25 protein-coding genes and 1 pseudogene are annotated in these 25915 nt (G+C 69.1%); 11 read left to right on the forward strand and 15 right to left on the reverse strand.

From position 1 onward, the window contains the following. Positions 1 to 127: 127 nt before the first annotated feature. The 4 genes from ACQPXM_RS06280 (at position 128) to ACQPXM_RS06295 (ending at position 5918) form a co-directional block, all read left to right on the forward strand. On the forward strand, positions 128 to 1276 hold the full coding sequence (locus ACQPXM_RS06280; protein ID WP_432945708.1) for a hypothetical protein: 1149 nt from the start codon (positions 128 to 130) through the stop codon (positions 1274 to 1276). Next, a complete protein-coding gene (locus ACQPXM_RS06285; protein WP_432945710.1) occupies positions 1273 to 2706 on the forward strand; it encodes an SCO6880 family protein in 1434 nt (477 codons plus the stop codon). Before ACQPXM_RS06280 ends, ACQPXM_RS06285 begins: the two co-directional genes overlap by 4 nt. 194 nt (positions 2707 to 2900) lie before the next feature. Beyond that, positions 2901 to 4154 carry an ATP-binding protein gene (locus ACQPXM_RS06290; protein WP_432945712.1) on the forward strand — a complete coding sequence of 418 codons (1254 nt, stop codon included), beginning with the start codon at positions 2901 to 2903 and terminating at the stop codon, positions 4152 to 4154. Positions 4155 to 4205: 51 nt separating this feature from the next. Continuing rightward, a complete protein-coding gene (locus ACQPXM_RS06295) occupies positions 4206 to 5918 on the forward strand; it encodes a type IV secretory system conjugative DNA transfer family protein (RefSeq protein ID WP_432945714.1) in 1713 nt (570 codons plus the stop codon). 473 nt (positions 5919 to 6391) lie between these two features. Here ACQPXM_RS06295 and ACQPXM_RS06300 read toward each other — a convergent pair whose 3' ends face one another. Continuing rightward, positions 6392 to 7390 (reverse strand): hypothetical protein, encoded by a 999-nt coding sequence (locus tag ACQPXM_RS06300; RefSeq protein WP_432945716.1) that lies wholly within the window; start codon positions 7388 to 7390, stop codon positions 6392 to 6394. Between the two features lie 19 nt (positions 7391 to 7409). Between ACQPXM_RS06300 and ACQPXM_RS06305 the strand changes: the two genes are divergently transcribed. Further along, positions 7410 to 7619, forward strand: a complete 210-nt coding sequence (locus ACQPXM_RS06305; RefSeq protein WP_077013194.1) for a hypothetical protein — start codon at positions 7410 to 7412, stop codon at positions 7617 to 7619. Positions 7620 to 7634: 15 nt separating this feature from the next. After that, complete coding sequence (locus ACQPXM_RS06310; RefSeq protein WP_432945718.1) at positions 7635 to 7799, forward strand: hypothetical protein; 165 nt, start codon at positions 7635 to 7637, stop codon at positions 7797 to 7799. Positions 7800 to 7804: 5 nt separating this feature from the next. Here ACQPXM_RS06310 and ACQPXM_RS06315 read toward each other — a convergent pair whose 3' ends face one another. From ACQPXM_RS06315 to ACQPXM_RS06350, 8 genes are all read right to left on the reverse strand, one after another. Then, complete coding sequence (locus tag ACQPXM_RS06315; RefSeq protein WP_432945720.1) at positions 7805 to 9016, reverse strand: RNA polymerase sigma factor; 1212 nt, start codon at positions 9014 to 9016, stop codon at positions 7805 to 7807. Continuing rightward, positions 9013 to 9354 carry a YciI family protein gene (locus tag ACQPXM_RS06320; protein WP_432945722.1) on the reverse strand — a complete coding sequence of 114 codons (342 nt, stop codon included), beginning with the start codon at positions 9352 to 9354 and terminating at the stop codon, positions 9013 to 9015. Before ACQPXM_RS06320 ends, ACQPXM_RS06315 begins: the two co-directional genes overlap by 4 nt. Positions 9355 to 9372: 18 nt before the next feature. Continuing rightward, the gene (locus ACQPXM_RS06325) at positions 9373 to 9780 is read right to left on the reverse strand and encodes a VOC family protein (protein ID WP_432945724.1); all 408 of its coding nucleotides are present in this window, start codon (positions 9778 to 9780) and stop codon (positions 9373 to 9375) included. Between the two features lie 410 nt (positions 9781 to 10190). Then, positions 10191 to 11441 (reverse strand): MFS transporter, encoded by a 1251-nt coding sequence (locus tag ACQPXM_RS06330; protein ID WP_432945726.1) that lies wholly within the window; start codon positions 11439 to 11441, stop codon positions 10191 to 10193. An 84-nt stretch (positions 11442 to 11525) separates the two neighbouring features. Next, positions 11526 to 12710, reverse strand: coding sequence for a trans-sulfuration enzyme family protein (locus ACQPXM_RS06335; protein WP_432945728.1), 1185 nt, complete (start codon positions 12708 to 12710; stop codon positions 11526 to 11528). A gap of 40 nt (positions 12711 to 12750) precedes the next feature. Next, entirely contained in the window at positions 12751 to 13908 is a 1158-nt protein-coding gene (locus ACQPXM_RS06340) for a cysteine desulfurase family protein (RefSeq protein WP_432945730.1), read from the reverse strand. Next, positions 13905 to 15146, reverse strand: coding sequence for an MFS transporter (locus tag ACQPXM_RS06345; RefSeq protein WP_432945732.1), 1242 nt, complete (start codon positions 15144 to 15146; stop codon positions 13905 to 13907). The genes ACQPXM_RS06340 and ACQPXM_RS06345 overlap by 4 nt, the downstream gene beginning before the upstream one ends. After that, entirely contained in the window at positions 15143 to 16474 is a 1332-nt protein-coding gene (locus ACQPXM_RS06350; RefSeq protein ID WP_432945734.1) for an MBL fold metallo-hydrolase, read from the reverse strand. The genes ACQPXM_RS06345 and ACQPXM_RS06350 overlap by 4 nt, the downstream gene beginning before the upstream one ends. A gap of 57 nt (positions 16475 to 16531) precedes the next feature. On the opposite strand from ACQPXM_RS06350, the gene ACQPXM_RS06355 reads away from it, so the two are divergent. Continuing rightward, positions 16532 to 17188 (forward strand): ArsR/SmtB family transcription factor, encoded by a 657-nt coding sequence (locus tag ACQPXM_RS06355; protein WP_432945736.1) that lies wholly within the window; start codon positions 16532 to 16534, stop codon positions 17186 to 17188. Between the two features lie 29 nt (positions 17189 to 17217). Further along, entirely contained in the window at positions 17218 to 17643 is a 426-nt protein-coding gene (locus ACQPXM_RS06360; protein ID WP_432945738.1) for a rhodanese-like domain-containing protein, read from the forward strand. A 19-nt stretch (positions 17644 to 17662) separates the two neighbouring features. Here ACQPXM_RS06360 and ACQPXM_RS06365 read toward each other — a convergent pair whose 3' ends face one another. From ACQPXM_RS06365 to ACQPXM_RS06375, 3 genes are read right to left on the reverse strand one after another with little or no spacing between them, the layout of a single operon-like run. Continuing rightward, positions 17663 to 18427, reverse strand: coding sequence for a hypothetical protein (locus tag ACQPXM_RS06365; RefSeq protein WP_432945740.1), 765 nt, complete (start codon positions 18425 to 18427; stop codon positions 17663 to 17665). Beyond that, a complete protein-coding gene (locus tag ACQPXM_RS06370; RefSeq protein ID WP_432945742.1) occupies positions 18427 to 19365 on the reverse strand; it encodes an ABC transporter ATP-binding protein in 939 nt (312 codons plus the stop codon). The genes ACQPXM_RS06365 and ACQPXM_RS06370 overlap by 1 nt, the downstream gene beginning before the upstream one ends. Next, entirely contained in the window at positions 19362 to 20009 is a 648-nt protein-coding gene (locus tag ACQPXM_RS06375; protein ID WP_432945744.1) for a class I SAM-dependent methyltransferase, read from the reverse strand. The genes ACQPXM_RS06370 and ACQPXM_RS06375 overlap by 4 nt, the downstream gene beginning before the upstream one ends. A gap of 67 nt (positions 20010 to 20076) precedes the next feature. Here ACQPXM_RS06375 and ACQPXM_RS06380 point away from each other — a divergent pair, with 67 nt between their 5' ends. The 3 genes from ACQPXM_RS06380 to ACQPXM_RS06390 all read left to right on the forward strand — a co-directional run bounded on the left by ACQPXM_RS06380 (position 20077) and on the right by ACQPXM_RS06390 (position 22127). Further along, the gene (locus ACQPXM_RS06380; RefSeq protein WP_432945746.1) at positions 20077 to 20667 is read left to right on the forward strand and encodes a TetR/AcrR family transcriptional regulator; all 591 of its coding nucleotides are present in this window, start codon (positions 20077 to 20079) and stop codon (positions 20665 to 20667) included. 106 nt (positions 20668 to 20773) lie between these two features. Then, positions 20774 to 20908 carry a hypothetical protein gene (locus ACQPXM_RS06385; RefSeq protein ID WP_432945748.1) on the forward strand — a complete coding sequence of 45 codons (135 nt, stop codon included), beginning with the start codon at positions 20774 to 20776 and terminating at the stop codon, positions 20906 to 20908. A 265-nt stretch (positions 20909 to 21173) separates the two neighbouring features. Continuing rightward, on the forward strand, positions 21174 to 22127 hold the full coding sequence (locus ACQPXM_RS06390) for a phosphotransferase family protein (protein ID WP_432945750.1): 954 nt from the start codon (positions 21174 to 21176) through the stop codon (positions 22125 to 22127). Between the two features lie 52 nt (positions 22128 to 22179). Here ACQPXM_RS06390 and ACQPXM_RS06395 read toward each other — a convergent pair whose 3' ends face one another. From ACQPXM_RS06395 to ACQPXM_RS06405, 3 genes and pseudogenes are all read right to left on the reverse strand, one after another. Beyond that, the gene (locus tag ACQPXM_RS06395; protein WP_432945752.1) at positions 22180 to 24675 is read right to left on the reverse strand and encodes a tyrosine-type recombinase/integrase; all 2496 of its coding nucleotides are present in this window, start codon (positions 24673 to 24675) and stop codon (positions 22180 to 22182) included. After that, positions 24672 to 24959, reverse strand: coding sequence for a tyrosine-type recombinase/integrase (locus tag ACQPXM_RS06400; protein ID WP_432945754.1), 288 nt, complete (start codon positions 24957 to 24959; stop codon positions 24672 to 24674). The genes ACQPXM_RS06395 and ACQPXM_RS06400 overlap by 4 nt, the downstream gene beginning before the upstream one ends. A 685-nt stretch (positions 24960 to 25644) precedes the next feature. Further along, positions 25645 to 25872 (reverse strand): annotated as a pseudogene (locus tag ACQPXM_RS06405) (hypothetical protein); the annotation flags it as partial. Positions 25873 to 25915 lie beyond the last annotated feature (43 nt).

The raw sequence follows: 25915 nt of genomic DNA on the forward strand, positions 1-25915 counted from the left end.
CTGGTCCGATTGCCTCCTCAATCCCGTGAGCTGTGTCGTGTCCGACGTCGGGAACTCGGCAGCCAACTCGGTCTGGGAATCGTTCCTGAAGTGGACCGCGAACGGCCTGGGGGACCTGGCTGCGACGGTGTTCCAGACCTTCAGCAGCGGAACGACGCCCCGGTTCGACCAGGACTGGTGGCAGACCAACCTGAACCTCATCGTCACGGTCTCGCTGCCGATCCTGGTCGCACTGTTCGTTCTCCAGTGCATCTCTGCCGTGACCCATCGAGAGCCGGCCAGACTCGGTCGTGCCCTGCTCGGGGCTGTGATCGGTACGGCGGGGGTGCCGCTCGCGGTCGCGGTCATCAGCTCGTGTGGAGCGGTCGCCGACGAGATCTCGCTGGCGATCCTGGGCAACCGCGCCACGGCGGACGGCATGAAACGGCTCACCGATATCAGCAGCCTGCTGACTGCGGCGTCGCTGGGCGGGTTCTTGTTGCTGGCGGTCCTTTTGGCGCTGCTCGCCTTGTTCGCGCTGTACTTCGTGCTGCTACTCCGCGAGGTCGCGCTTGTCGCATTCGTCGTGTTCGCCCCGATCGCTTTGGCGAGCTGGACCTGGTCGTCGACGCGGCACTGGCTGCGCCGATGGATCGAGATCGTCGGTGCGCTGCTGTTCTCGAAGATCGCGATGGCCGTCATTTTCGCGCTCGGCCTGTCAGCAACCGGCGCGGCGGATCAGGGCAACAACCCAGCCAACCTCAGCACCTTCCTGGCCGGCGTACTGCTGGTGGCGATGGCCGCCTTCGCGCCTGCGGCTACGTTCTCCTTCATTCACTGGGCAGGGGACCAGGGCCACAGCGCAGCACGCGCTATCCAGCAAGGCTCGGTCGGGCCCGCTGCCGCCCGAGAAGGCGTGGAGAAGGCTCAGCACTGGGGCGCGGAACACTTCGGCACATCGCTCGACAAGACCGAGTCTCCGGTCGTGGGTGACGACACCGATTACGTCGACGAAGACGAGGCGATCATCGACCGCGCAGAGGCAGACGCCTCGAGCACTGGCGACACCCCATCACCCATGACCGGCGGCCCGGACACCTCGAACCCGGCCGCCGCACCCACCGATGGACAACCGGGAGCTTCGACGGCACCGCCACCTTCCGGCGGAGGCGAGGGGGCCACGGCCGTCGCTGTCGCAACCAGCGAAGCCTCCGTCGACGGGTCACCAGCCGGTGAGGCGAGTCCCGGCGTGCCCGACACCAACTCGAATACCGACACCGGAGAGGACCGCGGATGACGACCACGATGGCGACCCGCTTCCCCAGGCCAGAACGCAACGCCGTCCTGCTGGGCCTGCGACCGATCCAAGTCGCTCTCCTCGCGCTCGGAGTCCTTCTACTCGTCCTGTCGGTCGTCGGCGACTCCAGCCCTGCTGCCCGCCTGACTGGTCTGGCTGCGTCGACTTGCTGCGGGGTGATCACGCTGGCTCGCATCGAGGACCTGCCGTCGTACCGCTGGCTTCTTCTTCGAGCCGTGCACGTACTGCGTATCGCGCGCAAACGGCAGTCATACCGGGCATCGGTCGCTCGGCCGAGCGTTCACGGCTCGTTGCTTCTGCCGGGTGCCGAGGGTGTGTTGCGGATCCTCGACACCGACGCCGTCGTCGCAGCGGTCCACGATCCCCGACGTCGCCGCTTGACCGCGGTCGCACGCATCGAGGGGCCGGCGCACCTGCTGCAAAACACGGACGAGCAGGATCGCCGGGTGACGGCGTATGGGCAGCTGATCGCCGGCCTGTGTCAGAGCAATCGGATCGTCCGGGCGCAGATCCTCGAACGCACGCTGCCAGATCCCGGCGATGGCCTGACCAACTGGGCCCAGCAGCGCGGCCTCGACCCACGGCAGCCAGCGGGGGCGATCTACCGCGACCTGCTCCGGCACGCCGCTCCTGCGCCGGCGCGCCACGAGACGCTGTTCGCGTTCACCCTCAACCTCGACGCGGTGTCGAAGGAAGTGCGCAAGCACGGCGGCGGGATTGCGGGCGCGATGACCGTTCTCGAAGCCGAAGCGCGTGGCTTCCAGATGGCGCTCGGAGCAGCCGGGGTAGCTGGGTGCTGGCTCAACGCGCCCGAGCTCGCGATGAGCCTGCGCGTTGCCTTCGACCCAGCAGCCACGCGCACCATCCCAAGCCTGGAAGCGCTCGCCCCGTCCGGGGCCGGTCCGTTGGCGATCGACGCTGCGTGGGACCACCTCCGCACGGACTCGTCGATGCACCGCGTCTACATCGTCACCGAGTGGCCACGCGTGAAGGCGACGCCCGCCTTCCTCGGGCCCTTGCTGCTGAAACCCGGAGTACGCCGCACCTTCTCGCTGGTCCTGCAGCCGATCCCGGTCGCGAAGGCGCTGCGCGACGCCCGCCGCCATCAGGTCGACCGCGTCACCGAGCGCGCGACGCGCAAGAAGATCGGCCGGCTGGAGACCGAAGAAGACCGCCAACTCGACGCCGATGTCGCTCAGCGCGAGAAGGACCTGGCCGCCGGCCACGGCGACGTCCGCTGGATCGGCCTGCTCGCAGTCTCCGCCGACGACGAGGAAAAGCTCGACGAAGCCTGCACCGAGATGGAGATCGCCGCGGCACGCGCGTTGATCGACCTCCGCCGCCTGGTCGGCCAGCAGCTCGACGGCTTCCTGGCCACAACACTTCCCTTCGGGACGGGACTGCGATGACCCACGACAAGCGCGAAATCGCCGTCTATGAACCCACCGGGTTGGACCGCGCTGCCCGACGCGAGAGCCGCAAGGCCGTCGGCGCGCTTCGAGGGCGCTCCCGGCCCGGCTTGGAGCGCGAACCAGGCAACTTCGAGGCCGCGGCGCTGCCTGCGCGGAGGCCGTACGACGCTCGGCATTCCCTTCCTCTGCTCGTGGACACCCATCGAGCCACCACCAGGATCTTGCGGGTCGCCTACCCCTTCCTCGCCGAAGGAGGACTAGGTGCCGACGGCACCTACATCGGATCCGACGTTTTCAGCGGCGGCTCCTTCGTCTACGACCCCTGGGTCCTCTACCAGTCCAAGATCCTCACCAACCCCAACCTGCTCCTGGCCGGCATCATCGGCAGCGGCAAATCTACGACCGCCAAAGCATTCATCACCCGCTCCATCGCCCTCGGCTACCGCGCCTACATCCCCTGCGACCCCAAAGGCGAATGGACCACCGTCGCCGAAGCCATCGGGGGAGCGGCCATTCAACTCGGCCCCGGCCTGCCAACCCGATTGAATCCACTCGACGCCGGCACCCGACCAGCCGCCGTACCGCCCGACGAATGGAACAAGATCGTCTGGTCCAGGCGCCGCGCCCTGCTCGGCACCCTCGCCGAGTCCACCCTCGGCCGGCCCATGACCGCCGTCGAGCACACCTCGCTCGACCTCGCCCTCGAGACCGTAACAACCAGCCGCTCGACTCCGACCATCCCCGACGTCGTCTCCGCGCTGTTCGACCCCGACGACGATCGCGCTCGCCGAGCCGGCCTCCAGACAAGCCTGCTGCTCGACGACGCCCGCGAAGTCGCCCACGCCATCCGACGTCTCGTCCACGGGGACCTGTCCGGCATGTTCGACGGTCCGTCGACCACCGAGTTCGACCCCAATCTGCCAATGGTCACCCTCGACTCCTCCCGCATCGGCTCCGGCGGAAACGACCACGCCCTGCGTCTGGCGCTGGCCTGCGCCTCGTCCTGGATGGAAGCAGCCGTCGCCGACCCGGCCGGCGGCCAGCGATTCATCGTCTACGACGAAGGCTGGCGCGTGATGCGCGACCCCGCCCTGCTCCGCCGGATGCAGGAACAGTGGAAGCTGTCCCGCGCCTGGGGCGTCTCCAACGTCCTCATCATCCACCGACTCTCCGACCTCGCCGCTGTCGGCGACCTCGGCTCCGAAGCCCGCGCCCTGGCCGAAGGGCTCCTCGCCGACTGCTCCACCCGCATCATGCTCCGCCAAGAACCCGACCAGCTCGCCCGCACGGCCACGCTGCTCGGCCTGACCGACGTCGAGATCGCCACGATCGCGAAGCTCCCGAAGGGTCGAGCGCTGTGGCGTCTGCCGGACCGCTCCTTCGTCGTTCAGCTCGTACGGCATGCCCGCGAAGCCGAACTCTTCGACACCGACGCACGGATGTAGATCCACATGCCCAACAAACCCCCAGGCACCGACCTCGCCATCATTGGCCTCGTGACTATCGTCGCAACCAGCCTCATGCTCCGAACCATCGGCGGGCTCTGCACCCTCATAACCACCGGCGAGTGGATCGACGCTCCATGGTTTTCCGGTCTCGATGTCCTGCTCAATCCCACCCACCCAGCCAGGGCATTCGATCTCACGCCTGAACCGTTCGGGCCAGTCCTCTACTGGGCGATCGTGGGGCTGGCGGCCGCGGCTCCGATCGCAGCCGGTGCCGCAGGAGCGCGCCTGCGCCAACACCGACGCGCAAGCACCACTGGCAGGACGAGCAAGCTCATGGCCCGGCCTGGCTTGGCAACCCGAGCCGATGTCGAGCATGCTGTCGGCCGCCGCCAGGTCGTACGCCGTGGGCGCTCAGCCCGACCAGCGCTCAAGAACCCTAAACCACAAGACGTTGGCATCTTGCGTGGCTATTCTCGCGGCCGCGAGTGCTGGTCCTCAGTCGAAGACTCCGAGATCGACGTCGGCCCACCTCGGTCCGGCAAGGGGCTTTACAGCGTCATCAACGCGATCCTCGATGCCCCCGGCGCGGTCGTCACCACCTCCACCCGGCCCGACAACCTCGTCGCCACCCTCGGCCTCCGCAGAGCGGAGGGTCCCGTGGCTATCTTCGACCCTCAAGGCCTCAGCAAGGCCGAAGGCATCCGCTGGTCCCCAGTCCGCGGATGCGAAAACCCCACCACCGCCGTCGTTCGCGCGTCCGGTCTCGCCGCTGGTGCCGGTTTCACCAAAGGCGGGGTCACCGATGGCGCCTTCTGGCACGGCCAGACCGAGATGGCCCTCCGCGGCCTCCTTCACGCCGCGGCCATCGACGACACCGGCATCGACCGCCTCTACCGCTGGGGCCTCGAACCAGCCTCCGCCATCGAAGCCGTCACCATCCTCAACCACTCCAACATCGCCGCCGAAGGCTGGGGCGACACCCTCGACGGCATCGTTCGCATGGACGGCCGCACCCGCGACGCGATCTGGGCCGGCGTCCGCTCCGCCTTATCGGCGCTGGCCGACCCCGCCGTACGCCGGGCCTTCGACCCGCCACCCGGCACCGGCCTCGACCCGAAGACCTTCCTCGCCAACAAAGGCACCATCTACCTGCTCGGCACCGGTGTCGGCGCGAGCGCCACCTCGGCCTTCATCGCCGCCTTGCTCGAAGACATCACCGAGACCGCCCGTCAGATCGCCGCCCATCAAGAAGGAGGCCGCATGGAACCTCCGCTGTCCCTTGTACTCGACGAGATCGCCAACCTCTGCGCCGTCCCGTCCCTGCCTTCCCTGATGGCGGACGGCGGTGGCTCCGGCATCTCCACCCTCGTAGTCATCCAATCCCTCGCCCAAGCCCGCGAGCGGTGGGGCGAGCAAGCCGCCGCAGCCATGTGGGACGCAGCCACCCTCCGCCTCATCCTCGGCGGTTCAGCCCAACCCCGAGACCTTCAAGACCTCTCTGCCGTCTGCGGCGACCGAGACGAAGAGCTCCGCAACTGGAGCCGCGGCCCCGACGGCGGCCGCACCTGGTCGACGAGCACCCGCCGAATGCCTGTCCTGCCACCCGATGTCCTGCGGACACTGCCGTTCGGCACCGGCGTGCTGCTCGCTCGAACAGCACCGCCCATCATGATGAACCTCCGCCCCTGGACCGCCCGGCCCAACGCAGTCAAGATCCGCGAAAGCATCACCGACGCTGCCGGGCAGCATCGTGAGAGGTGAGGTCGAGTTCTTCGACGAACTCAACGAGCCGGAGGTGGTGTGTTGGCGTCGCCTAGATGACCCAACTTCGCGTCTCGAGCTCGATCGACTGAGCGAGTGGATTGCATGGGTCACCCAGCGCTATCAGCTCGACTACAAGGTGATCCCAAACTGCTGGGCACAGCATGGCGCGCTGGTGGAGGAGCTGTCCGCGCTACGGAGCCTTTGGGAAGGTTGCTTTCAGCCCGAATCGGCCTTGTCGGAACCCATCGCCTTTCACCGTGAACTCGATGCCGCGTTGCGCCGGCTCCGGGAGTGGAACTCAAGGTCAGGCTGTACGAGGACAGTGCATCGCGGCGTCCAACTCATCAACAGCGGGACAGAGATGCCGACCCGATGAACTCCACATCCCGACCAGGCAACAAGCTTCGTCCAGCGATGCCAGCGTTATCGCCCCCATTGGGTGACGAGCCGACGACCGCCGAAGCCACTGGTCAACTCCCGAAGCGGGCCAGCTGCTCGGCGGCGCCGTCGCGCCGCCGTTGTGCAGTAGCTGCGGTTCGGGCGGCGCGGTCCAGGCTGCGCTGCAGCCGGACGGTTTCCCGCCGGACGGCCCTCAGTTGGTCGCGGGTCTGCTCGAGTTCGTCGGTCAGGCGCTCGACGGTGGCCTCCAGGTCGGCGAGGTGATGCTGGTTCGCGTCGAGCAGGGACTCGGCCTGGACCCGTTCGGCTTCAGCTTCGGCGTACTCGGCAACGGCCTGCTCGGCACGGGCGGCCAGTTCGGCCTGGCGCTGCTGCAGCGGATCAGGCCGGCGCGGCCGTGGGGGAGCGACCGTCTTCCGCGCCGGCGCCGGGCGCTTCCTGCGAACGACGCGGGGCCTGACCGGTACGAGCTGGGCCGGTTCGCCGGACTCGTCCACGACGCCGAACCCGACGTGACGCAGCGCGCTGGTCAGCTGCCCGGTCCGAAGCAGCTGCGCGGCCCCGGGGTCGACCAGGGCGGCGTCGAGGGTCTCGGTGAGCCGCTCCGCCACCGCGGCGGTCACCATCCGGCCTTCGGCTCGCGCCTTGTCCCGGGCGGTTGTGACCAGCGATCGGACGAGTTCGTGCCGCTGCGGCGTGAGCCGGCGCAGCGCCGGGCCGTCAGCCGACAGGTGCGCCTGACGAAGCTGCTCGCCGAGCTCGGTCAGCTGGTGTACGCCGTCCGGATCGGCGCGGACCAGCTGGTTGGCCAGCCACGCGGCCAGGGTCGGCTTCCGCAGCGCCTTGATCGCCTCAGCGGTCCGGGTGTCGCCGGCGTCCTTGGCCTCCTTGGCGGCCAGGTTGCGGGCAGCGGTGAAGTCCTCCGGGGGCCAGCCCGTACATCTCCACCGCGGCCTGGTCGACGTCCACGCCTTCCACGATGCGCTGAGCCGGTGCTGATGAGCAACGCCGAGCTCGTCACGGCGACGGATCGGCCGAGTTGGGTACTGGTGCGGTAGGCAACTACCCACCGAGTGCGAGGAGCAGACGATGGCTGAGACGAAGTCGACCCGCAACAGCGGCCAGGAGTGGACCGACGACGACGTGCAGCAGCTGCGCGAGCTGGCTGAGGGAAACACCCCGGTCGGTGTGATGAGCGTGAAGCTCGGCCGCACTGAGGACGCGATCCGGGGCAAGGCTCAGGCGGAGGGGATCAGCCTGTCGCCGCCGAACCGGTCGCCGTACGGCGACATGAGCTGACACCGGCCGCTGCTGATGCCTTCACGGGGGAAGGACAGCGCGGCGTCGACCCGGCTGCCGGCCGAGCTGGTCGGCCCGGTCGACGTCGAGCTCGCGAAGATGATCGAGACGATCCCGGGCGAGTCCGCGCTGCCCGGCGGCAGCCGGTACGACGTCAAGTGGGATGGCTACCTTCACTGAACTCGTCAAGTCAGCTCGGCGCCGACAAGTCGTTCCTTCAACACTTCGGCTTGTGCGGGGTTAGTGGTGAGTTCGAGCGCCCGCCGATCGGCTCTGGTTGCGCTTTCGGAGTCGCCGACGGTTCGGAGCAGTTCAGCCTTGGTGGCGTGGTACAGCGGGTAGCTGTCGAGTTCTTGGTGCAGCGTGCGAAGTTCGCTGAGGGCGGCTTCGGCGCCGTGGACGTACCGGACGGCCACCGCGCGGTGCAGCCTGGTGACAGCGTTGGGTTGCAGGTGGAGCAGCATGTCGTACAGGACGAGGATCTGTTCCCAGTCGGTCTCGTCCCAGCTGGACGCCTCGCTGTGGCAGGCGGCGATGGCGGCCTGCAACTGGTACGGGCCGGGGGAGCGATGGCGGCGGGCGCTGCGGGTGAGCAGTGTGGTCGCGGCGGTGATCGCGGCGTGGTCCCAGGTACTGCGGTCCTGGTCCTGGAGCAGGACCAGTTTCCCGCTGTTGGTGAACCTGGCCGAGGTGCGGGCGCGATGGAGCCGGATCAGGACCAGGAGTCCGGTGACTTCGGGTTCGGCGGGCAGGAGACCGGCTAGGAGCGCGGTGAGCCATTCGGCGTCGTCCACGAGGTCGCGTGAGTGGGCCTGGTCGCTGCTGCTCGACAGGTAACCTTCGTTGAAGAGCAGGTAGATGACGGTGAGCACCTCGTCAAGGCGCTCGGGGAGTTCGTCGTCGCGGGGTATCCGGTAGGGAATTCCGGCCTGTGTGATCTTGCGTTTGGCGCGGGTGATGCGTTGGGCCAGGGTGGTTTCGGGGACGAGGAACGCGGCGGCGATTTGGGCGGTGGTGAGGCCGCAGACCACTCGGAGGGTGAGTGCGATCTGCGCTTCGCGGGCCAAGGCAGGGTGGCAGCAGGTGAAGATCAGGCGCAGCCGGTCGTCGGATGCCGGCTGCACGGGCCACTGCAGGTCGGCGAGTTTGCGGCGATAGTTCTGCTGGCGGCGCAGTACGTCGAGTCCCCGCCGTCGGGCGACGGTGAACAGCCAGGCGTCGGGCCGGTCGGGAATGCCCTCGACGGGCCAGCGGCGCAGTGCGGTCTCCACGGCGTCCTGGACTAGGTCCTCGGCGGTGGAGAAGTCGCCGAGCAGCGTGACCAGGGAGGCCGCGAGCCGGCCCGCGTGGTCCCGGACCGCGCGGGCCAACTCATCGGCGGCTGTAGTGCTGGTCATGACTCCACAGGGCGGAGCTCGACGACCGGGCAGCCTGGCCACTCCTTGGCGATGCGCAGGGCCTCGTCGAGGTCGGCGACCTCGAGCTCGGTGAACCCGCTGACCACCTCCTTGCCTTCGATGAACGGTCCGTCGGTGGTGACCGGTGTGGGCCCGTCGAGCCGCAGGGTGGTGGCCGTGTGCGGTCCCTGGAGTTTGCGGCCGCCGCGGATCTTGTCGGAGTGGTCGATGAACCACTGGTTGACCCGCTGGTAGGCCCGCTCGCGCTCGTCGGCGTTCATCGCCGCGAGGTCCTTGGCGAACTGTTCGGTCTCGACGAACATCAACACGTACTTCATGGACGTGACCTCCTGGTTTCAGTGTGTCGGATCGGCGGGCAGGCCGGCGTACAGGTCGACGCCGTTGCCGGACGGGTCGGCGACGGTGGCGTAGCGCATGCCCCAGGGTGCGTCGAAGGGTTCTTGCAACCCGGTGACCCCGGCGGCGGTCAGCTCGGCGTACTTCGCGTCGACGTCGCCCGGGCTCGCGAGCTCGAAGGCGAGGAACGTCCGGCCGGTGGCCGGTGGCGTCCAGTCGGCGGTGGTCTTGGTGCGCAGGTCGTCGGTGTCCAGCATCAGGTGCAGACCGTTGGGCAGGTCGCATCCGGCGTGGTCGTCGGGCATGTGCTGGTCAGGGACGAACTCGAGTCCGAGCCGCTGGTAGAAGCTGATCGCGGCGCCCAGGTCGGCGACGGTGATGTCCAGGGCCTTCACTGTGGGTTGCATGGTGTCTCCCGTTTGGTGTGGTCTACAGGGAAGACGATCGGCGCGGCCACGGACACGACAATCTGGTCAGTGGAGCTGCGATCTGCGCCATTTCGCTGACTCAGGCACGTGATGTGCCGTTGCCGTTGTGGGGTGCCAGGGGGCGCCGGGGCGGGTGGATTGGGCGCCGGCAGCGATCCGAAGCACGTACACGGGCCTGGTTTGGTCGTGGACTGGCCCGAGGTAATGGTGTCCGGTGAGGTGGCACCAGGTGGGTAGGTCGAATGGCGCTGCGGGGTCGGTCGCGATGACGTGAACGAGAGTTCCTGGCACGGTTTGGTTGATGGCTGCACGTAGGCTCAGCAGGAGGGTGATGCAGAGCAGGCCGGTGCCGTCGACGGTGAGGCCTGGCTCGCTGGCTGGGTCGAGGTTCACCGGTTGCGTGCTGTGGTGGCGATGACGGGGAGCAGCGCGAGGGACAGCGAGCCACCGATGAGGGCGAGCAGGGCGTAGCTGGTGGCGGAGACGACGATGCCGGACGCGAGGCCGCCGCTGGCGCCGGCGATGGCGATGGAGACGTCGATCAGGCCTTGGGTTTTGGCGCGTGTGGCTAGTGGCACGGCGTCGGTGATCATCGCGGTGCCGGAGATGAGCCCGAAGTTCCAGCCCAGCCCGAGCAGAGCGAGCGCGAGGGCGAGCAGCGCTACGGAGTCCGCGGGCGCGGCGGCTGCGGTCACGCCGGCCGCGAGCAGGGTGATGCCGGAGGCTGCGGCGATGGTGGTGCGGCCGTAGCGGTCGACGAGCCAGCCGGTGAGCGGCGACGGCAGGTACATGGCGCCGATGTGGATGGCGATGACGAATCCGGCGGCGGCTGTCCCGTGCCCGTGGTCGTGCATGTGCACGGGGGTCATCGTCATGATGGCGACCATGACGAGTTGGGTGAGGATCATCGTCAGTGCGCCAAGCATCAGCCCGGGCCTGGGCGTCACGGCCGCGGTGTCGTCGGTGCTGTTGGGGGCGGCGCGCTGCTGAAGGTCGAGGCTTCGGGCAAGCAGCAGCGGGTCGGGGCGCAGCCAGACGGCGAGGACGAGCGCGGCGGCCGCGTAAGCGACGCCCGCGAGGAGGAAGGGTCCGGCCAGGGCGGGGATGCCCAGGCCGGCGGCGAATGTCCCGGTGGGAGCGGCCAGGTTTGGTCCGAGAACGCCGCCGAGGGTGGTGGCGACCAGGACGGTGGACACCGCGCGGCCCCGGTGGGCGGGGGCGGCGAGGTCGGCGCCGGCGTAGCGGGCTTGGAGATTGGTGGCGGTGCCGGCTCCGTAGACGAACAGAGCGAGGAACAGCAGGATCGGGTTGTCGGCGACGGCCGCAGCGATGACACCGGCGCTGCCGATGGCGCCAGTGAGGTATCCGGCGGCCAGGCCGGGGCGGCGGCCGCGCGCGTGGGAGATCCGGCCCACCGCGACGGCGGCCAGGGCAGAACCTGCGGTGAACAACGCGCTGGGAAGTCCCGCGAGATCGGTGGAACCGAGCATGTCTTGCGCGAGCAGGGCCCCGACGGTCACGCCGGCGGCCAGGCCGGCGCCACTGAGGACCTGGGAGGTGACCAGGACGGTCAGGATGCGGCGCTGCGCGTCGGGCTGAGGCGTCAGGTCGCTGTTGGTGGCAGGGGAGGTGCTCGTCACGGGCGAGTTCTTTCCGATGAGTGGGCCGGAGTCGAGAGAAGGTCGACCCGGCGCCATGGAGGCTGGCGCCGGGTCCGGGACGGGTCAGGCGCCGTCGAGGGCCTGGGCGAGGTCGCCGATGAGGTCGTCGGCGTCTTCGAGGCCGACGGACAGGCGGATCATGCTGTCGGCGATGCCGCGCTTGGCGCGCTCGTCGGGCGCGACGCCGTGGTGGGTGGTGGTGATCGGTTGGGTGATCAGGGCCTCGACGCCGCCGAGGCTGGGAGCGATGGCGAACAGCCGCAGCCGGTCGACGACGGCCGCGGTTTGGTCTCCGGTGGCGTCGAGGACGGCGCTGAGCATGCCTCCACCGCCGCGCATCTGGGTGTCGAAGATCCGTTTCGCGTCCCCGGTGGCCAGGCCTGGGTAGTTGACCCGGCTGACGCGCGGGTGGTTGGCCAGGAACGCCGCGGCGGCGGCGGCGGTGTCGTTTTGGGCGCGCACCCGGACGGGGAGGGAGCGGATGGAGCGGGCCAGGAGAGAGGCGGTCTCGGCGGCGATGACCTGGCCGAGGTTCTTGCGCCACATCGCCACTGGGGCGAGCAGTTCGGCTGGCCCGATCAGGGTGCCGGCGGTCAGGTCCGAGTGACCGCCGAGGTACTTGGTGGCCGAATGGATGACCAGGTCGGCGCCGTGCTCGAGCGGGTTCTGGTTGACCGGTGTGGCGAAGGTGTTGTCGACCACGGTCAGCGCGCCGGCCGCCCGGGTTTGGGCAGAGATGGCGGCGATGTCGAACAGGTCCAAGGTCGGGTTGGACGGCGTTTCGAAGAACACGATGCGGGTGGTGTCGGTCAGTACGTCGGGCAGCCGGGCGACTTCGTCGGCGCGCAGGAACGTTGTGGTGATGCCGAGCTGGGGAAGGTTGTCGCCGAGGAGTTCGAAGGTGCCACCGTAGACGTCGCCGATGCACACGATGTGTTCGCCGGTGCGGGTGTGGGCCAGGAAGGTGGCTGCTTCGGCTGCCATCCCGGACGAGAACGCCAGGGCTTGTTCGCCGCCTTCGAGGTCGGCCAGTTTGGCCTCGACCGAGCGGATGGTGGGGTTGAGGCCGTAGCGGGTGTAGAGGTTGCCCGGGGTGCGGCCTTCGACGACGTCGAGGAGATCCGCGGTGCTGTCGAACGCGAACGTCGAGTGCGTGTAGAGAGGAGTGTGGATCGCTCCTTGCGGGTCGCGGGTTTCGCCGGCGTGCACGCTTCGGGTGGACAGGCCGTGCTCGGTGGTGTCGGTCATGCCGCTCCTGGTCTTCGGTCGGGTGGGTCGGGGTTGGTCGTTACTGGGCGGCAGCCGCTTTGATCAGCTCGGCTACCGCGGTCTCGATGTCGCCGGGTGTGGTCCAGCGGCCAAGCGAGATCCGGACGGCTGCGAGCGCGCGTTCGCGGTCCAGGCCCATGGCGGTCAGCACCGGCGATGGGGTGTGGGTCCCGCTGTGGCACGCCGACCCGGTCGAGGCAGCAAGACCGCTGGTGGCAGTGAGGAGTTCGTGGCTCAGGGCCTGCTCGATGCTGACGTTCAAGGTGTTGGGCAGCCGGGCGCGCTCGGCGCCGTTGAGATGGACCCGCCCCGGCAGCGCGTCACGCAGTCGCTGGTAAAGGAGGTCGCGCAGGTCGGCGAGTCGAGAGCCACAGCCACTGGCGAGGTCGTCGGTGGCGAGCTGCGCGGCGACGCCGAGCGCGACAGCGAGTGCGACGTTCTCGGTGCCGGACCGCAGGCCGCGTTCCTGACCGCCGCCGTAGACGACCGGTTCCAGCTGGACGCCGTCGCGGACGTACAGCGCGGCGATGCCCTTGGGCGCGTACATCTTGTGACCGACGACGGTGAGCAGGTCCACGCCGAGCTCGTCGATCGCGAGCGGGATCTTCCCGGCGGCCTGGGCCGCGTCAGTATGGAACACCGCGCCGGCGCGGTGAGCCAGCTCGGCGAGCTCCGTGATCGGTTGCAGGGTGCCCGTCTCGTTGTTCGCTGCGGCCACGGACACGAGCGCGGTGTCCTCGTCCAGTGACGCGGCCAGGTCCGCCGGATCGAGCAGGCCTTCGGAGTCAACCGGCAAGACGGTGACCCGTACGCCGTGCAGCCGGTCCAGCGCGCGGCAGGTCTCGAGAACGGCGGGGTGTTCGGTGGCCTGGGTGATCACGTGACGCCGCGGCTGCGGGGAGGCAAGTACTACTCCGCGCAGTGCCAGCAGGTTGGCTTCGGATCCCGAGCCGGTGAACACGATCTCGTCCGGCCGGGCACCGATGAGTGTGGCGACTTGTGTCCGGGCGGTCGCCAGGCCTTCCTTGGCGTCGGTGCCGTAGGAGTAGCTGCTGGAGGGGTTGCCGAAACCGGTGATGAGGTGGGGCAGCATCGCGTCGACCACGCGCGGGTCGACTGGTGTGGTGGCGTTGTAGTCCAGGTAGATCGGTCCGTCGGTCAGGCCGGGATGAATCACCGGTTGCTCCTCGGGTGCGTCTCGTACATGCGGGTGGCCACGATCAGGCCGGACAAAGCGGTCAGGGCGGCGACGGTCCAGACCGCCGCCGGGATACCCCACAGATCGGCGACGACGCCGGCGAGCAGGGCACCGGCGGCGAAGCCTCCGTCGCGCCACAGCCGGTAGACGCCGACCGCGCGGGCTCGCCAGGCCGGGTGTGCGACGTCGCCGATCGTGGCGAGCAGCGTCGGGTAGACCATCGCGGTTCCGAGACCGAGCAGGGTCACCGCGACGATCCATTGGCCGAACGTTTCGCCGGCGGCCACGAGCGCCAGCGCGCCGGCTTGCAGCAGCATGCCGGTCGCGATCAGCCACTTGCGTCCCCACCGGTCGGACAGAGCGCCGGTGGCGAGCTGGCCGAAGCCCCAGACCGCCGGATACAGCGCGCCGAGCAGACCGATCCGCGCCACCGACAGGCCGTGGGCGGCGAACAGGATCGGGAACAGGCCCCAGGCCATGCCGTCGTTGAGGTTGTTCACCAGCCCGGCTTGCGATGCCGAGGCCAGGGCGGGTTCGGTGAAGCTGGTCTGCTTGAACACCTGGCCGGTCGACACCGCGCCGTCGGGGGTGGCCCGCGCGGCTTCGTGGTCGGCGTGGCCCCGGGTCTCCCGTACGGCCAGCGTGGACAGCCCGAGGCCGAGGGCGGCGAACGCGGCACCGAGCAGGAACGGTGCCGGGCGCAGCCCGTAGGCGTCGGCCAGGTATCCGGTGGCCATCGCGGTGGCCGCGACAGCCAGGTAGCCGGCGGCTTCGTTCAGCCCCATCGCCAGGCCGCGCCGGGCCGGGCCGACGAGGTCGATCTTCATGATGACGGTGGTCGACCAGGTCAGTCCCTGGTTGATGCCGAGCAGCACGTTGGCGGCGATCACCCAGCCCCAGTTCGGTGCCCAGATCAGCATCAGCGGGACCGGCAGCCCGATCAGCCACCCGGCCACCAGGACCGGTTTGCGGCCGTAGCGGTCCGACCAGGTGCCGGCGAAGAAGTTCGTCGCGGCCTTCACCGCACCGAAGGCGAGGATGAAGGTAAGCGCCCCGGTGTACTTGGTGAGGCCGAACGTCTGCTCGGACAGCAGCGGCAGCACGATCCGTTCCTGGCCGAGCATGCCGCCGACCAAGGCGTTGACCGCGACCAGCAGCACGAACTGGGCCAGGTTGGCGCGCAACCCCAGCTGCGGGCTCTTCGCCGACGTCGTCATGCCAACGCCTGGCCGATGGCGGCGGCGAGCTCGTCCGGGCCGCCGTCGAGGACCCGCACTTCGCGGTGGCCCGCGCGCTGCAGCAGGCTGGCGCCGGTCATCGCCCGTTCACCGTGCCCGCACATGACCACCATCGGACCGGGGTCGACGGCCCTGGCGTGCTCGCGCAACATTCCGAGTTCGACATGCTGCGCGCTCGGGGCGTGGCCGGAGTGGAACTCGCTGGCCTGGCGCACGTCGAGCACCGGGACACCGGTGGCCTGCTCTGGCTTCAGCAGCGGTGTCGTGGTGGTCTGCCCGCTCCAGCCGGCCATCCCGCCGGCCAGTTCGCCTCGCGGGAGACCGAATCCGATCTTCACCGCCTGCCAGGCCAGATCGTCCAGGTCCTGGTCGGCGTTGCGCACCACCATGTATTCCGTGCCGGGCTCGAGCAGCCAGCCCAGCCATGACGCGAACTGGGCGCGCAGAGCGATAGATACCGCGCCCGGGATGTGCCCGGTGGCGAAGTCGTGGATCGGGCGCACGTCGACCAACACCGCCCCGCTGGCGATCGCGGCCTTGAACTGGTCGGACGACAGTGCCGGCACGCGCAGTTGCTCGGCGACGAGGGAGGGGCCGCGGCGGTTGGCTTCGGGCAGTTGCAGGAAGTACGGCGGGAAGCTTCCCAGCCCGGCGAGCAGCTGCTCGACGAACGTGTCCTCGTCCAGCGACCGCAGCAGCGGGTTCGCCTGCTTTTCCCGTCCGATCGTCGAGGTCCGGTCACCGCCGTTCGGCGCGGAGCAGAACGACCCGGCCCCATGGGTGGGGAGGACCGGGGTCGCGTCCGGCAGTTGCGCGAGTCGCCGCAGCGACCGGTACTGCAACCGGGTCAGCTGTTCGGTCTGATCCGCTCCAGCGAGGTCGGTGCGCGCGGCGCCGCCGACGATCAGCGACCCGCCGGTAAACACTCCCAGCAGATCGGCTCCGTCGAGCAGCTCGAACGACAGGTGCTCACCGGTGTGGCCCGGTGTCGCCAACGCCCGCAACGTCAGGCCGCCGAGATCGACCTCGTCACCGTCGGCCAGCCGGTCATGGGTGAACTCCCGTCCACCCGTGGCCGATGCCAGCAGCCGCGCTCCGTCGAGCGCGGCGAGCTGGACCGCACCGGACAGGAAGTCGGCGTGAAGGTGGGTGTCGGCGGCGAACGCCACCGTCAGGCCGCGCCGCTCGGCTTGCGCCCGCAGCGCCCGCAGATCCAGGCACGGGTCAACCGCTAGCGCCCGCCCATCGCCCAGGTCGACCAGATACGAGGAGTTGCCCAGCCCTTCGTCGACTACGGCGACGATCATCTTGCTCAGTTCACCATCCACTCCTACACTATTCCATGAATCTTTGGAGGAATGTCAATGGGTGATCCGGCGGCCAAGGCAGCACTGTTCGAGCAGTTCGCACAGGTCGGCAAGGCGTTGGGCAGCGCCAAGCGGCTCGAACTCCTGGACCTGTTGGCCCAAGGCGAGAGATCGGTCGAGGTGCTCGCGGGCCGGGCCGGCCTGGGGTTGACGACTGCGTCCAATCACCTGCAGCTGCTGCGGCAGGCCGGGCTCGTTGCAGGGCGCAAGGAAGGCACGAAGGTCTACTACCGGCTGGCCGGAGGCGATGTCGCGGCGCTGTGGGCGCAGTTGCGTGACGTCGCCTCGGCGCACCTGGCCGAGGTCGATCGGGCTCGCCGCGCCTATCTCGGCAGCGACGACATCGCCGAGGTGACCCGCGACGAACTGCTGCGCCGGCTGGAGGCCGGCGACGTCACGGTCGTCGACGTCCGCCCCGGCGAGGAGTACACCGCAGGCCACATCCCCGGCGCGGTGTCGATCCCGGTCGACGAGCTCGCCGACCGGCTGGCCGAGCTGCCAGCCGGTACGACGATCGTCGCGTACTGCCGCGGCTCGTACTGCGTGATGGCCCACGAAGCCGTCCGCACACTTACCGCCGAGGGCCTGTCCGCGGCGCGGCTGAGCGATGGGATGCTCGAGTGGCGTCTGGCCGATCTCCCGGTCGCGAGCTGACCCGCACACGACCTGAGGAGTGAGGTGGCATGGGCATCGACGAGACGTTGAGTCAGGTCCGCGCCGACCTGACCCGGCTGGAGCCTGCCGAGGCCTACTCGGCCAGCCGCGACAACGACACGTTCATCGTCGACACCCGACCGGAGTTCCAGCGACGTGACGCCGGTGAGATCCCCGGTGCGCTCGTCATCGAACGAAACCACCTCGAATGGCGCCTCGATCCCACCAGCGCTGCGCGGATCCCCGAAGCCGTCAACGCGAACATTCGGTGGATCGTGCTGTGCGAAGGCGGCTACTCCTCCAGCCTGGCCGCCAACTCGCTGCGCCGGATCGGCCTGCACCGCAGCACCGACGTGATCGGCGGATTCAACGCCTGGCAGGCCGCAGGCCTGCCGGTCGTCGCGCCCAACTCCACCAGCCATTCGGGCCCGGACGGTGCGGGCTCCGGCAGTTGAGCACGGCTGGTCGGCCTGGTCAGGTCAGATCGAGGCGGGTGGTGCGCCACAGCCCAGCCGCGGCGACGACCAGCCCGTACGCCGCCAGCGCCAAGCCGCCTTGCCAGGGCTGCAGGAAGTCCTGATCGGTCAGCGTGATCTGCGTCAGCGCACTGGCTGACGGACCTGGCAGATACACCGTCCACTCCTGCAGCGCGGAGATGCGGGTGACGATCGGTTCGGCCACGAACAGGTAGACCAGCAGGCCCACCACCGCGGCGACCTGGTCGCGCAGCAACGCACCGAGACCCACGCCAAGAACGGCGAACGCCGTGACAGCGACGACGACACCGGCCACGGTGGCCGGGATCCCGTTGCCGGTCAGCGTCGGATCGATACCGCGGGCACTGAGCCAAGGCCACGCGATCGCGGTCACCACGGCGACGCACGCGAGCCCGTATCCGGCGCCGGTCAACGCGTAGGTGATGAGTTTGGCCGCCACGACCTGCGCCCGGTGGGGCGTGGCGAGAAAAGTCGTGATGGCGGTACGGTGCCGGTACTCACTCGTCATGCCGATCGCGGCCAGAACCGCGACCAGGGTCTGCGCTCCGCCGGCCGCGGTACCGAACAACAGCCGCTGCCCGGCCGCGGTGGCCAGCGGCGGGGCGAGGGTGTCGGGGTCGTCGTTGAACGCGATGTTCAGACTCGCGAACAGCGCCGTCAGCGCCATGGTGGCCAGCAGCAACCACAGCCAAAGCCGGGTGGACAGCAGCTTGGCGACTTCGCCCCGAATCAGATGCGTCATCAGACCCCTACCTCCGAAGCGTTGCTACTGCGATCGCCGTGCGCGCCGACGCCCGAGGTCAAGGTGAAGAACAGCCGCTCCAGGTCACCGGTCTGCTCGGACAGCCAGTGCAGTTCCACGCCGGCAGCGAACGCGGCATGCCCGACTGCAGCCGCGTCCGAGCCGCTGATCAGCAGCCGGTCGGTGCCGTCGGCCTCGACGTCGACGCCGTCGTGTGCGGCCAGTACGGCGTGCAGCTGTTCGCGCTGGCTGGTGCGAACTTCGACCACCGGGGCCTGCGACCCGGCCAGTTCGGTGACCGGTCCCTGGAAGCGAAGGCGGCCCTTGTCGATGATCACGACGTGGTCGACCAGTTGCTGCATCTCGGTCAGGACGTGGCTGGACACCAGCACCGTCCTGCCCTGGGCGGCGAGGTCGCGCAGCAGCCGCCGCATCCACACAATGCCTTCGGGATCCAAGCCGTTGGCCGGCTCGTCGAGCACCAGGACCTGCGGGTCGCCGAGCATCGCCACGGCCAGCGCGAGGCGCTGCCGCATTCCCAGCGAATAGCCACCGATACGCCGCCCACCGGCCGCAGCCAGCCCCACCAGTTCCAGGACCTCGTCGGCTCGTTGCGGCGCGAAGCCGCTGACAGTGCAGTACACCCGCAGGTGCGCGCGACCCGTCCGTGCCGGATGGAACCCGGCCGCGTCCAGCGCCGCACCGACTACTGTCAAAGGTCGGGCTATGTCGCCATAGGCGGCGCCGGCGATGGTGGCGCTGCCCCGATCGGGGCGGATCAGCCCGAGCAGCATCCGTAGCGTGGTCGTTTTGCCCGCGCCGTTCGGCCCCAGGAACCCGGTCACCGTGCCCGGCTCGACGCAGAACCTCAGGTCGTCGACGGCCCGCACCGGACCGAACGACTTCGACAACCCGCGGACCTCGATCGCGGCGGTCATGCCGCCGGCTCCCGGACAGCCCTGCCGAGCATGTGCGGCGCGGCCGGAGACGGCTGTCCCGGCGGGAAGTCGAACCGGTCGAGCTCCTCGATCACGAACCCGGCGGCCGTGATCGCCGCCGCGGTGTCGCGGCCGACATGGCAGCCACCCATCAGCCACGGCCACACGGTCGCGTCTGCGATGCGCTGCACCCGGGCCAACCGCCGGTCCGGCGCTGCGGCGACGTGCTCGTAGAACCGCAGCTCACCACCGGGCCGCAGCACCCGCAACGCCTCCGCCAGCGCGGCGGCCTGGTCGGTGACCGAGCACAGCACCAGACACATCACCACCACATCAGCCGAACCGTCCTCAACCGGCAGACGCTCCGCCGTGCCCTCGACCACCTCGACTCGGAGCTTGCCGTCCGCGGCACGGTGGGCGGCCTGCGCGCGCAGATACGGGTCCGGCTCGATCGCCACGACCTCGGTCACGGTCGGCGGGTAGTGCGCGAAGTTGGCTCCCTCACCTGCACCGACCTCGACGACCCGCCCGGCGGTCCCGGCCAGCAGCCGGGTGCGGTGTTCGGCGGCGCCTTGGCGATCCATCAGGGGCCGCAGCCGGGAATAGACCCGCGCGAACACCGGATGCGACCTCTGTCTGCTCATGGCGACTACGATGAGGTGTTAACAGGAAAGTGTCAACACTGCTGTAAACAGTTGAGGAGTTGAGCCGGTGACCAAGGCACCGCCCGAAGGCAAGCTGATGAAGCGGCCCGAACGCCGCCGCGCACTCATCCAGGCCGCGGCGCGCGCCTTCGCCCGCGGCGGCTACGCGTCCACCAGCCTCGACGACGTCGCCGCCGAAGCAGGCGTCAGCCGGGTCCTCATCTACAGACACTTCGAGTCCAAGACCCAGCTGTACGAAGCCGTCCTGGCCGACGTCAGCGACCAGCTCCGCACCGCCACCGGCCACCCCGACCACGCCACCGCGAACAGCTTGCAAGGGCTGGTCGCCGCGGCACAGGACAACCCCGACGGGTTCCGGCTGTTCTTCCGCCAATCCGGCCAGGAACCGGAGTTTCGCCGGCACGCCGACGAGCTCCGCGCCGCGATGAAGGCCACCGCGCACCCCTACCTCGAGCAAGTCATCCACGACCAGGAACGGCTGCGATGGGCCGCCGACCTGATCCCCACGATCGCCGTCGAGGCCGTCATCGCTTGGCTCGACGCCGGCTGCCCATCATCCGCAACCGCGCCCGACACCATCAACAGCATCATCGCCAGCGCCGTCTCTGCCATCGCCTCCACCAACGAAGGGGACTGACCGGCCGTGATGGAATCTCAGCGCCCTGTGACGGCGGCCAAGGCTGTTGCCGTGCTGTCATCCACCTGAGCGGGACCGAGCCGCGCCACAGGGGCACACTGTGGCTGTGGGCAACTTGTCGCCCGAACTCACAGGGCCGGTCCTGCTCGAACTCGCCAAAGCCGTCGAGCAGTTGCCTGGCGAGCACGGAATGCCAGGCGGATCCCGCTATGAGTTGAAGTGGGACGGCTACCTTCACTGAACAAGTCAACCGATGGCCTGCGCGCCTGGGGTACTGATGGTGGGCCGATACCGCGGATCAGGTCCTTGAGGTCGTCGGCAGAACCATGAAGCTGACGGGACCAGTCCCTCGCGATCGACAAGCTGCTCCGCCGGCCCGGGCCCGCCCTCCATGTAACCTCGGCGATCATGAGGACCGTGGAGCCGCCCCGCCATGTAGTGGATAGGCTGGATCGAGCCTCGCGGTTCCGCTCCGCTTCGGCGGGATGTGACAGAGTGTCTCGGCCGTGAGGTGGTTGGATGAGGGATCGCCCGCAGCGATCGCCGAGGCGCTGAGGCAGGTCGCGCCCGCGCTGGGCGACGACTCGATCGCCGTTCGGGAGTCGGCGAGCGAGGATGACCCCTTGTGGTGGTCAGCGAGTGCGGTCGTGGGCGAGCGATTCGTCGCAAAGTTCGCGTGGTCACGTCCTGCCGCGCTCCGGCTGGCGTACGAGATCGCCGTGCTGGAGGCGTTGGCGCGCGAACCGGCGATTCCGTTTCTGCCGGACGTCGTTGCCAGCAGCACCGATCCAGTGCTCTTGGTGACCAGGCTGGTGCCGGGCAAGGCACTATTCGACGTCGTGGATTCGCTTGACCGGGACGATGTGGGTCGCCAGTTGGCCCACTTCATGGCGGAGTTGAACCATCCGCAGACCCTGGAGCGCGTCGAATCCGTCGTCGGTGACGTTCCGTCCGTATCGCTGCAACCTGTAGCGACCGACACTGTGCGCGCGGGGTTCGGGAAATGGGTTCGTCCGGATCAGCGTGCCGCTGTCATGCGGTGGTGCGACTGGGCGGACGAGGTACTGGCGACGCGGCAACGGAGTGTCCTGGTGCACGGTGATCTGCATGGCGGCAATCAGGTCTGGGACGGCGGAGAACTTCGCGTAGTCCTCGATTTCGAAACTGCCGGACTCGCCGACGCCGAGTACGACCTGCGGACTTTCCCCGGAACGGGTCCGGGCATCGAGTTATTGACCGCCACCATGCGCCACTACCGGCAGATCACCGGCCGCGAACTGGTAGCTGAGCGTGTGATGGCCTGGCATCTGCGCACGGCGCTCAGCGATGCACTTTGGCGCAGTGAAGCAGGCGTCCCACTGCCGGATCACCGAACACCGTCAGCCTGGGTCGATGACCTCGCCAAGCGATTCACCGCACTGGGCATCAACCCGGATGTGCTACCACCTGGGACATCGTGAAGCAGCCGTGATGACAGGCCCTAGCGAGGTCGGCCCCCTTACCGCCAACTAATCACTTGATCCGGCCTGCCGCAGTGGCCAGTTGGTTTTCGGCCTCAGCGCGCCGCTGCCGCAGGTGCTTCAGCGACTCCTCCAAGGCCGCAACTTCGCCCAGCCAGGCCCGATCCTGTGCCTCGGCCAAGCGGGCCTCGGCGTTGCAAGTCATCTCCTCAATCCGGGGCAGTTGGGCGGGATCGACTCGCAGGAACCGGCACCGACTGCAGGCATGCTCGTGAACGCACGGAGTGCCGTAGGGGCGGTGGCACTCCCCGAGGGCGACCTTGCGGAGCAGGAAGTGCTCCTCGAACTCGGTCCACTCCTCGCCCGTGGCCGGTCGCATCTCCCCGAACGGGCGGGTGGCGCGGCGGCGTTCGATGAAGTGCTGGTGGGCGGCGATGACCTCTTCGGGGAACACGGCGGTGTAGCCGCGAGTGGTGTCGAGGTTCAGATGCCCGAGCAGGGAGGCGGCGATGTGCAGCGGCAGCCCGGTCGAGACCAGCGCGGTGGTGAACAGGCGCCGGAAGTCGTGCGGTGTGAAGGTGATCGGCTGGCCGGCGTCGCGCAGGTCGGCCGAGGCCGCGACGTCGTCGAGGAGCCGGCGAACCACTGAGGCAGACAGGACTTCCTGCCGGGTGCCGAGACGGCGGGCGAACAGGTGCGGGAACGGTTCGCCGTGGACCTTCTCGTAGGGGTCGTAGCGCACCGATAGCGGCACGTGGTCGTGCGGGCCTTTGGTGCGGCGCTGGACAGCCACCAGCACGGTGACCAGTTCCGGGGTCATCGGTATGAGCCGTTCGGCGTCGGTCTTGCTGGGCACGATGTGCAGCAGCGGCACGAGTGTGCCGGTCGTGGCCGAGGTGAAGTGGCGCAGCGACAGCTGGGTGAGCTCGAGCAGTTCCTCGATCCGGATGCCGGTATGGCGCAGCGTCTCGATCACCGCCCACGCCCAGAACCCGCCTGCCTCGGCCGCGGTCAGATCGATCAGGCCACGCTTGTTGACCCGGATCGCCGGCAGATCCGGGGCCGCGGTGATGAGTCGTGCCCGGAGCAGGCTCGGGCGGTCGCGCTCGAAGTGGCGTGGCGGCGGCTGATGCAGCTCGAACACCGACCCGTCGACAGTGAACCGCTCGCCGTGGCTGACCTGGCCGGCCGCGGCGAGTGCCCGTGCTGACCAGTCCCGGCGGCGGACCGCCTCGGCCACGAGTGCCGGCAGCAGCGGGGTCAAGGCCCGGGTCCGGTTCTGGGTGCGGGACTGCTGGCGCCGCTTGGCCTTGGACGCGGCCTTCGATTCGTGCCGCGACACCGGACATGGCGCGACCCATGGCCCCCAGCGGGCTGGTTCGTCGTGCGACCACTCCGCCAGGTCGCGATACATGCCCCGGACGGCGAACAACACCGAGTGGATCTCGCGGCGCTCACGACCGTCGGTCGTGAGCGCGAGCCGTTCGCGCCACTGCGTGGCGACCTCGGGCGCAAGGTGCAGGCTGGTCTGAGCGGGATTGATCTGCAGCACCTCCCACCAAAACAGCCGCACCAACCGGTAGGCCCAACCCTCCAGCGTGCCGTAGTCCATCGACGGTTTCAGCTCCCGCAGGTAATCCACCAGCAGATCCCGCACCCCGCCCGGCGGGATACCGTAGCGGTCGACCAACGTCTCCACCGAATGCTGACGGGTGTTGCCCTTGGCCGACCACGCCGCGCGCAGCGTCAGCGGTTCCCCGGCGAACGGTCCGAGCGCGACCAGCAGCTCCCAGGCCAGGTGCTCGCGGCGGTTCCGCCCGGACGTCCGCACGACGTCGGCGTAGTGCAGCAGGTGCTCGCCCTCGAGCTGCTCCAGCCGCCGGCCGGTGCGGATCAGCACCCTGGACAGGCACGCCTCGGCATCGAACTGGTGCCGCAGCAGCGCCGTCCGGTAGAGCGGCAACGCGCGCATCCGCGCCAACAGCTCAGGCTCGTGGGCTTCGAGCATGCGCTGCGCGTGGTGCGCCCCGGCTTTGCTGGTCAGCTGCCACCCATACGATGGGCGCAGAACCCGCGCCACCATCAACGCGTTCACCGCTACCCGAAGCGCACTTGGCACAGTCTCCGGGCAGACACCGTCTCGCCACGATCTCGGCGCTAGATCCGCGCCGCTAGCCAGCCAGCGCTGCTCCCACGAGTCACCCTCGAACCCGTCCAGCCACCCCAGCAGCCGCCGGATCCCGTAAGCCAAGTGCTTTCGGCCCGGGAACACACCATGGGTGACGTCCAGCGTGTAGTCGATCGCCCCGGAGACGGTCAGCGTCTGCAGCGCCTGTCCGGGTGCGTCCGGCAGCAACGGAGGCGGCGGGAGTCCCAGGTCGTAGCCATGGCGTGCGAGCAGCCTCCCGCCCGGCCCGAACACCGCATCAGGTGAGACGACCGTCGACGGCGAGAGCAGCTTGATCGAAGGGCCCGACGCGGCCCGGGTAAGGCTCGCTTGCCGCCGCTGCGCCGGGATCTCGCGGTCGGTGGTCGTGGGGCCGCTCACGCGGGCAGGCCCAGCAGTTCACGGACTGCGGCGTCGTCGTAGGCCGGCTCGATGACCGGCTCTGCTGCGCGGGGCCGCGCGTGGTGCTCCAGCACCTTCGCGACCAGATCCTCCAGCCGCGGCTGAGCGTAGATCTGCGTCGTGGAGACGCTCGCGTGCCGCAGGATCGTCTGCACGTCGAACAGCGTGAATGCCGGATCCGCGAGCAGCCGCGCCGCCGTGGTGTGCCGCAGGTCGTGCAGCGTCCAGTTCGTGCCCAGCGCGGCGTTCGCCCGTTGCAGCACCGCCCGGGCAGCGTGATACGTCAGCGGCCGGGGTGCGCCTTTGCCGGGTCCACCACAGCGGTCCGCCCGGTGTGACCGGCGGGCACTCTTCGCGCAGATACAACGCCAACCACACGAACGAGTCCACGCTCGCCGGGATCGTCTCCCGCAAGCGGCTACCCTTGCTGACCACCGCGATCGTGTTCGCGCCGGCGTCCAAGTCAGTGTCCAGACACAGGCCGAGCAGCTCGCTGGCCCTAGCACCGCTGGACAGCCAGAACGACACCAACGCCCGGTCGCGGTGACTGCGCAACGCACCGAACAGTGCGTCGGCCGCATCATCCGGTATCGCTCTCCAGACCGGGCGGGGCACCTTCTGCCGGTAGGTCGCCCGGTGGCGCACTACGAAGTTGTCCATCGGGTTGTGGTGCGCCTGCAGGCGTCCCGCGGACCGGGTTCGCTGAGCAGGCACCGGGTTCATCAGCGGTCCCAGATCGGCCGCACACGCCCACTCGTAAAAGCCGAACAGCACGCTCAGCTGATGGTTGATCGTGCGAGCCGCGTACGTCGTGCCCAGTGCCGCCTTGCCTGTGATCGGGTTCACCGACCCCGGCAGCGGCGCATCCGCGCGGCGGTTCAGCCGCTGTGGGACCGGCGAGTCACGTAGCCGTTCCACGAACTCCCGGACATCAGTCCGCTCAGCGCGCTCCCACGCGGTCCACCGGTCGTGCAGAAACCGGAACCACCGCAGGAGATCGAAGGCGTAGCTGCGCAGCGTCGCCGGCGAACAATCCGACGCAGCCAGATCCCTCAGGAACGACGACGCCGCCACATGCTCCTCGTCGGGGAACCACACCCGCCAGCGCAGACCCTGCTCGAACTCGACAACCCGCCCCAGCTCGCCACCCGACACCAGCACACCCTCTCCAGCCACCGGCCAACTGCGCCAATCGGTACACGAAAGAGTTCAGTCAACT

This window comes from Kribbella sp. CA-253562, from assembly GCF_050942265.1.
In the GTDB taxonomy this organism is placed as follows: domain Bacteria; phylum Actinomycetota; class Actinomycetes; order Propionibacteriales; family Kribbellaceae; genus Kribbella.

Coding starts and splice junctions, on each gene's coding strand:
- ACQPXM_RS06285 (WP_432945710.1), top strand. CDS start 1,273: ATGACGACCACGATGGCGACCCGCTTCCCCAGGCCAGAACGCAACGCC.
- ACQPXM_RS06320 (WP_432945722.1), bottom strand. CDS start 9,354: ATGAAGTACGTGTTGATGTTCGTCGAGACCGAACAGTTCGCCAAGGAC.
- ACQPXM_RS06325 (WP_432945724.1), bottom strand. CDS start 9,780: ATGCAACCCACAGTGAAGGCCCTGGACATCACCGTCGCCGACCTGGGC.
- ACQPXM_RS06345 (WP_432945732.1), bottom strand. CDS start 15,146: ATGACGACGTCGGCGAAGAGCCCGCAGCTGGGGTTGCGCGCCAACCTG.
- ACQPXM_RS06335 (WP_432945728.1), bottom strand. CDS start 12,710: ATGACCGACACCACCGAGCACGGCCTGTCCACCCGAAGCGTGCACGCC.
- ACQPXM_RS06370 (WP_432945742.1), bottom strand. CDS start 19,365: ATGACCGCCGCGATCGAGGTCCGCGGGTTGTCGAAGTCGTTCGGTCCG.
- ACQPXM_RS06310 (WP_432945718.1), top strand. CDS start 7,635: ATGCCTTCACGGGGGAAGGACAGCGCGGCGTCGACCCGGCTGCCGGCC.
- ACQPXM_RS06365 (WP_432945740.1), bottom strand. CDS start 18,427: ATGACGCATCTGATTCGGGGCGAAGTCGCCAAGCTGCTGTCCACCCGG.
- ACQPXM_RS06305 (WP_077013194.1), top strand. CDS start 7,410: ATGGCTGAGACGAAGTCGACCCGCAACAGCGGCCAGGAGTGGACCGAC.
- ACQPXM_RS06355 (WP_432945736.1), top strand. CDS start 16,532: ATGGGTGATCCGGCGGCCAAGGCAGCACTGTTCGAGCAGTTCGCACAG.
- ACQPXM_RS06315 (WP_432945720.1), bottom strand. CDS start 9,016: ATGACCAGCACTACAGCCGCCGATGAGTTGGCCCGCGCGGTCCGGGAC.
- ACQPXM_RS06360 (WP_432945738.1), top strand. CDS start 17,218: ATGGGCATCGACGAGACGTTGAGTCAGGTCCGCGCCGACCTGACCCGG.
- ACQPXM_RS06350 (WP_432945734.1), bottom strand. CDS start 16,474: ATGATCGTCGCCGTAGTCGACGAAGGGCTGGGCAACTCCTCGTATCTG.
- ACQPXM_RS06375 (WP_432945744.1), bottom strand. CDS start 20,009: ATGAGCAGACAGAGGTCGCATCCGGTGTTCGCGCGGGTCTATTCCCGG.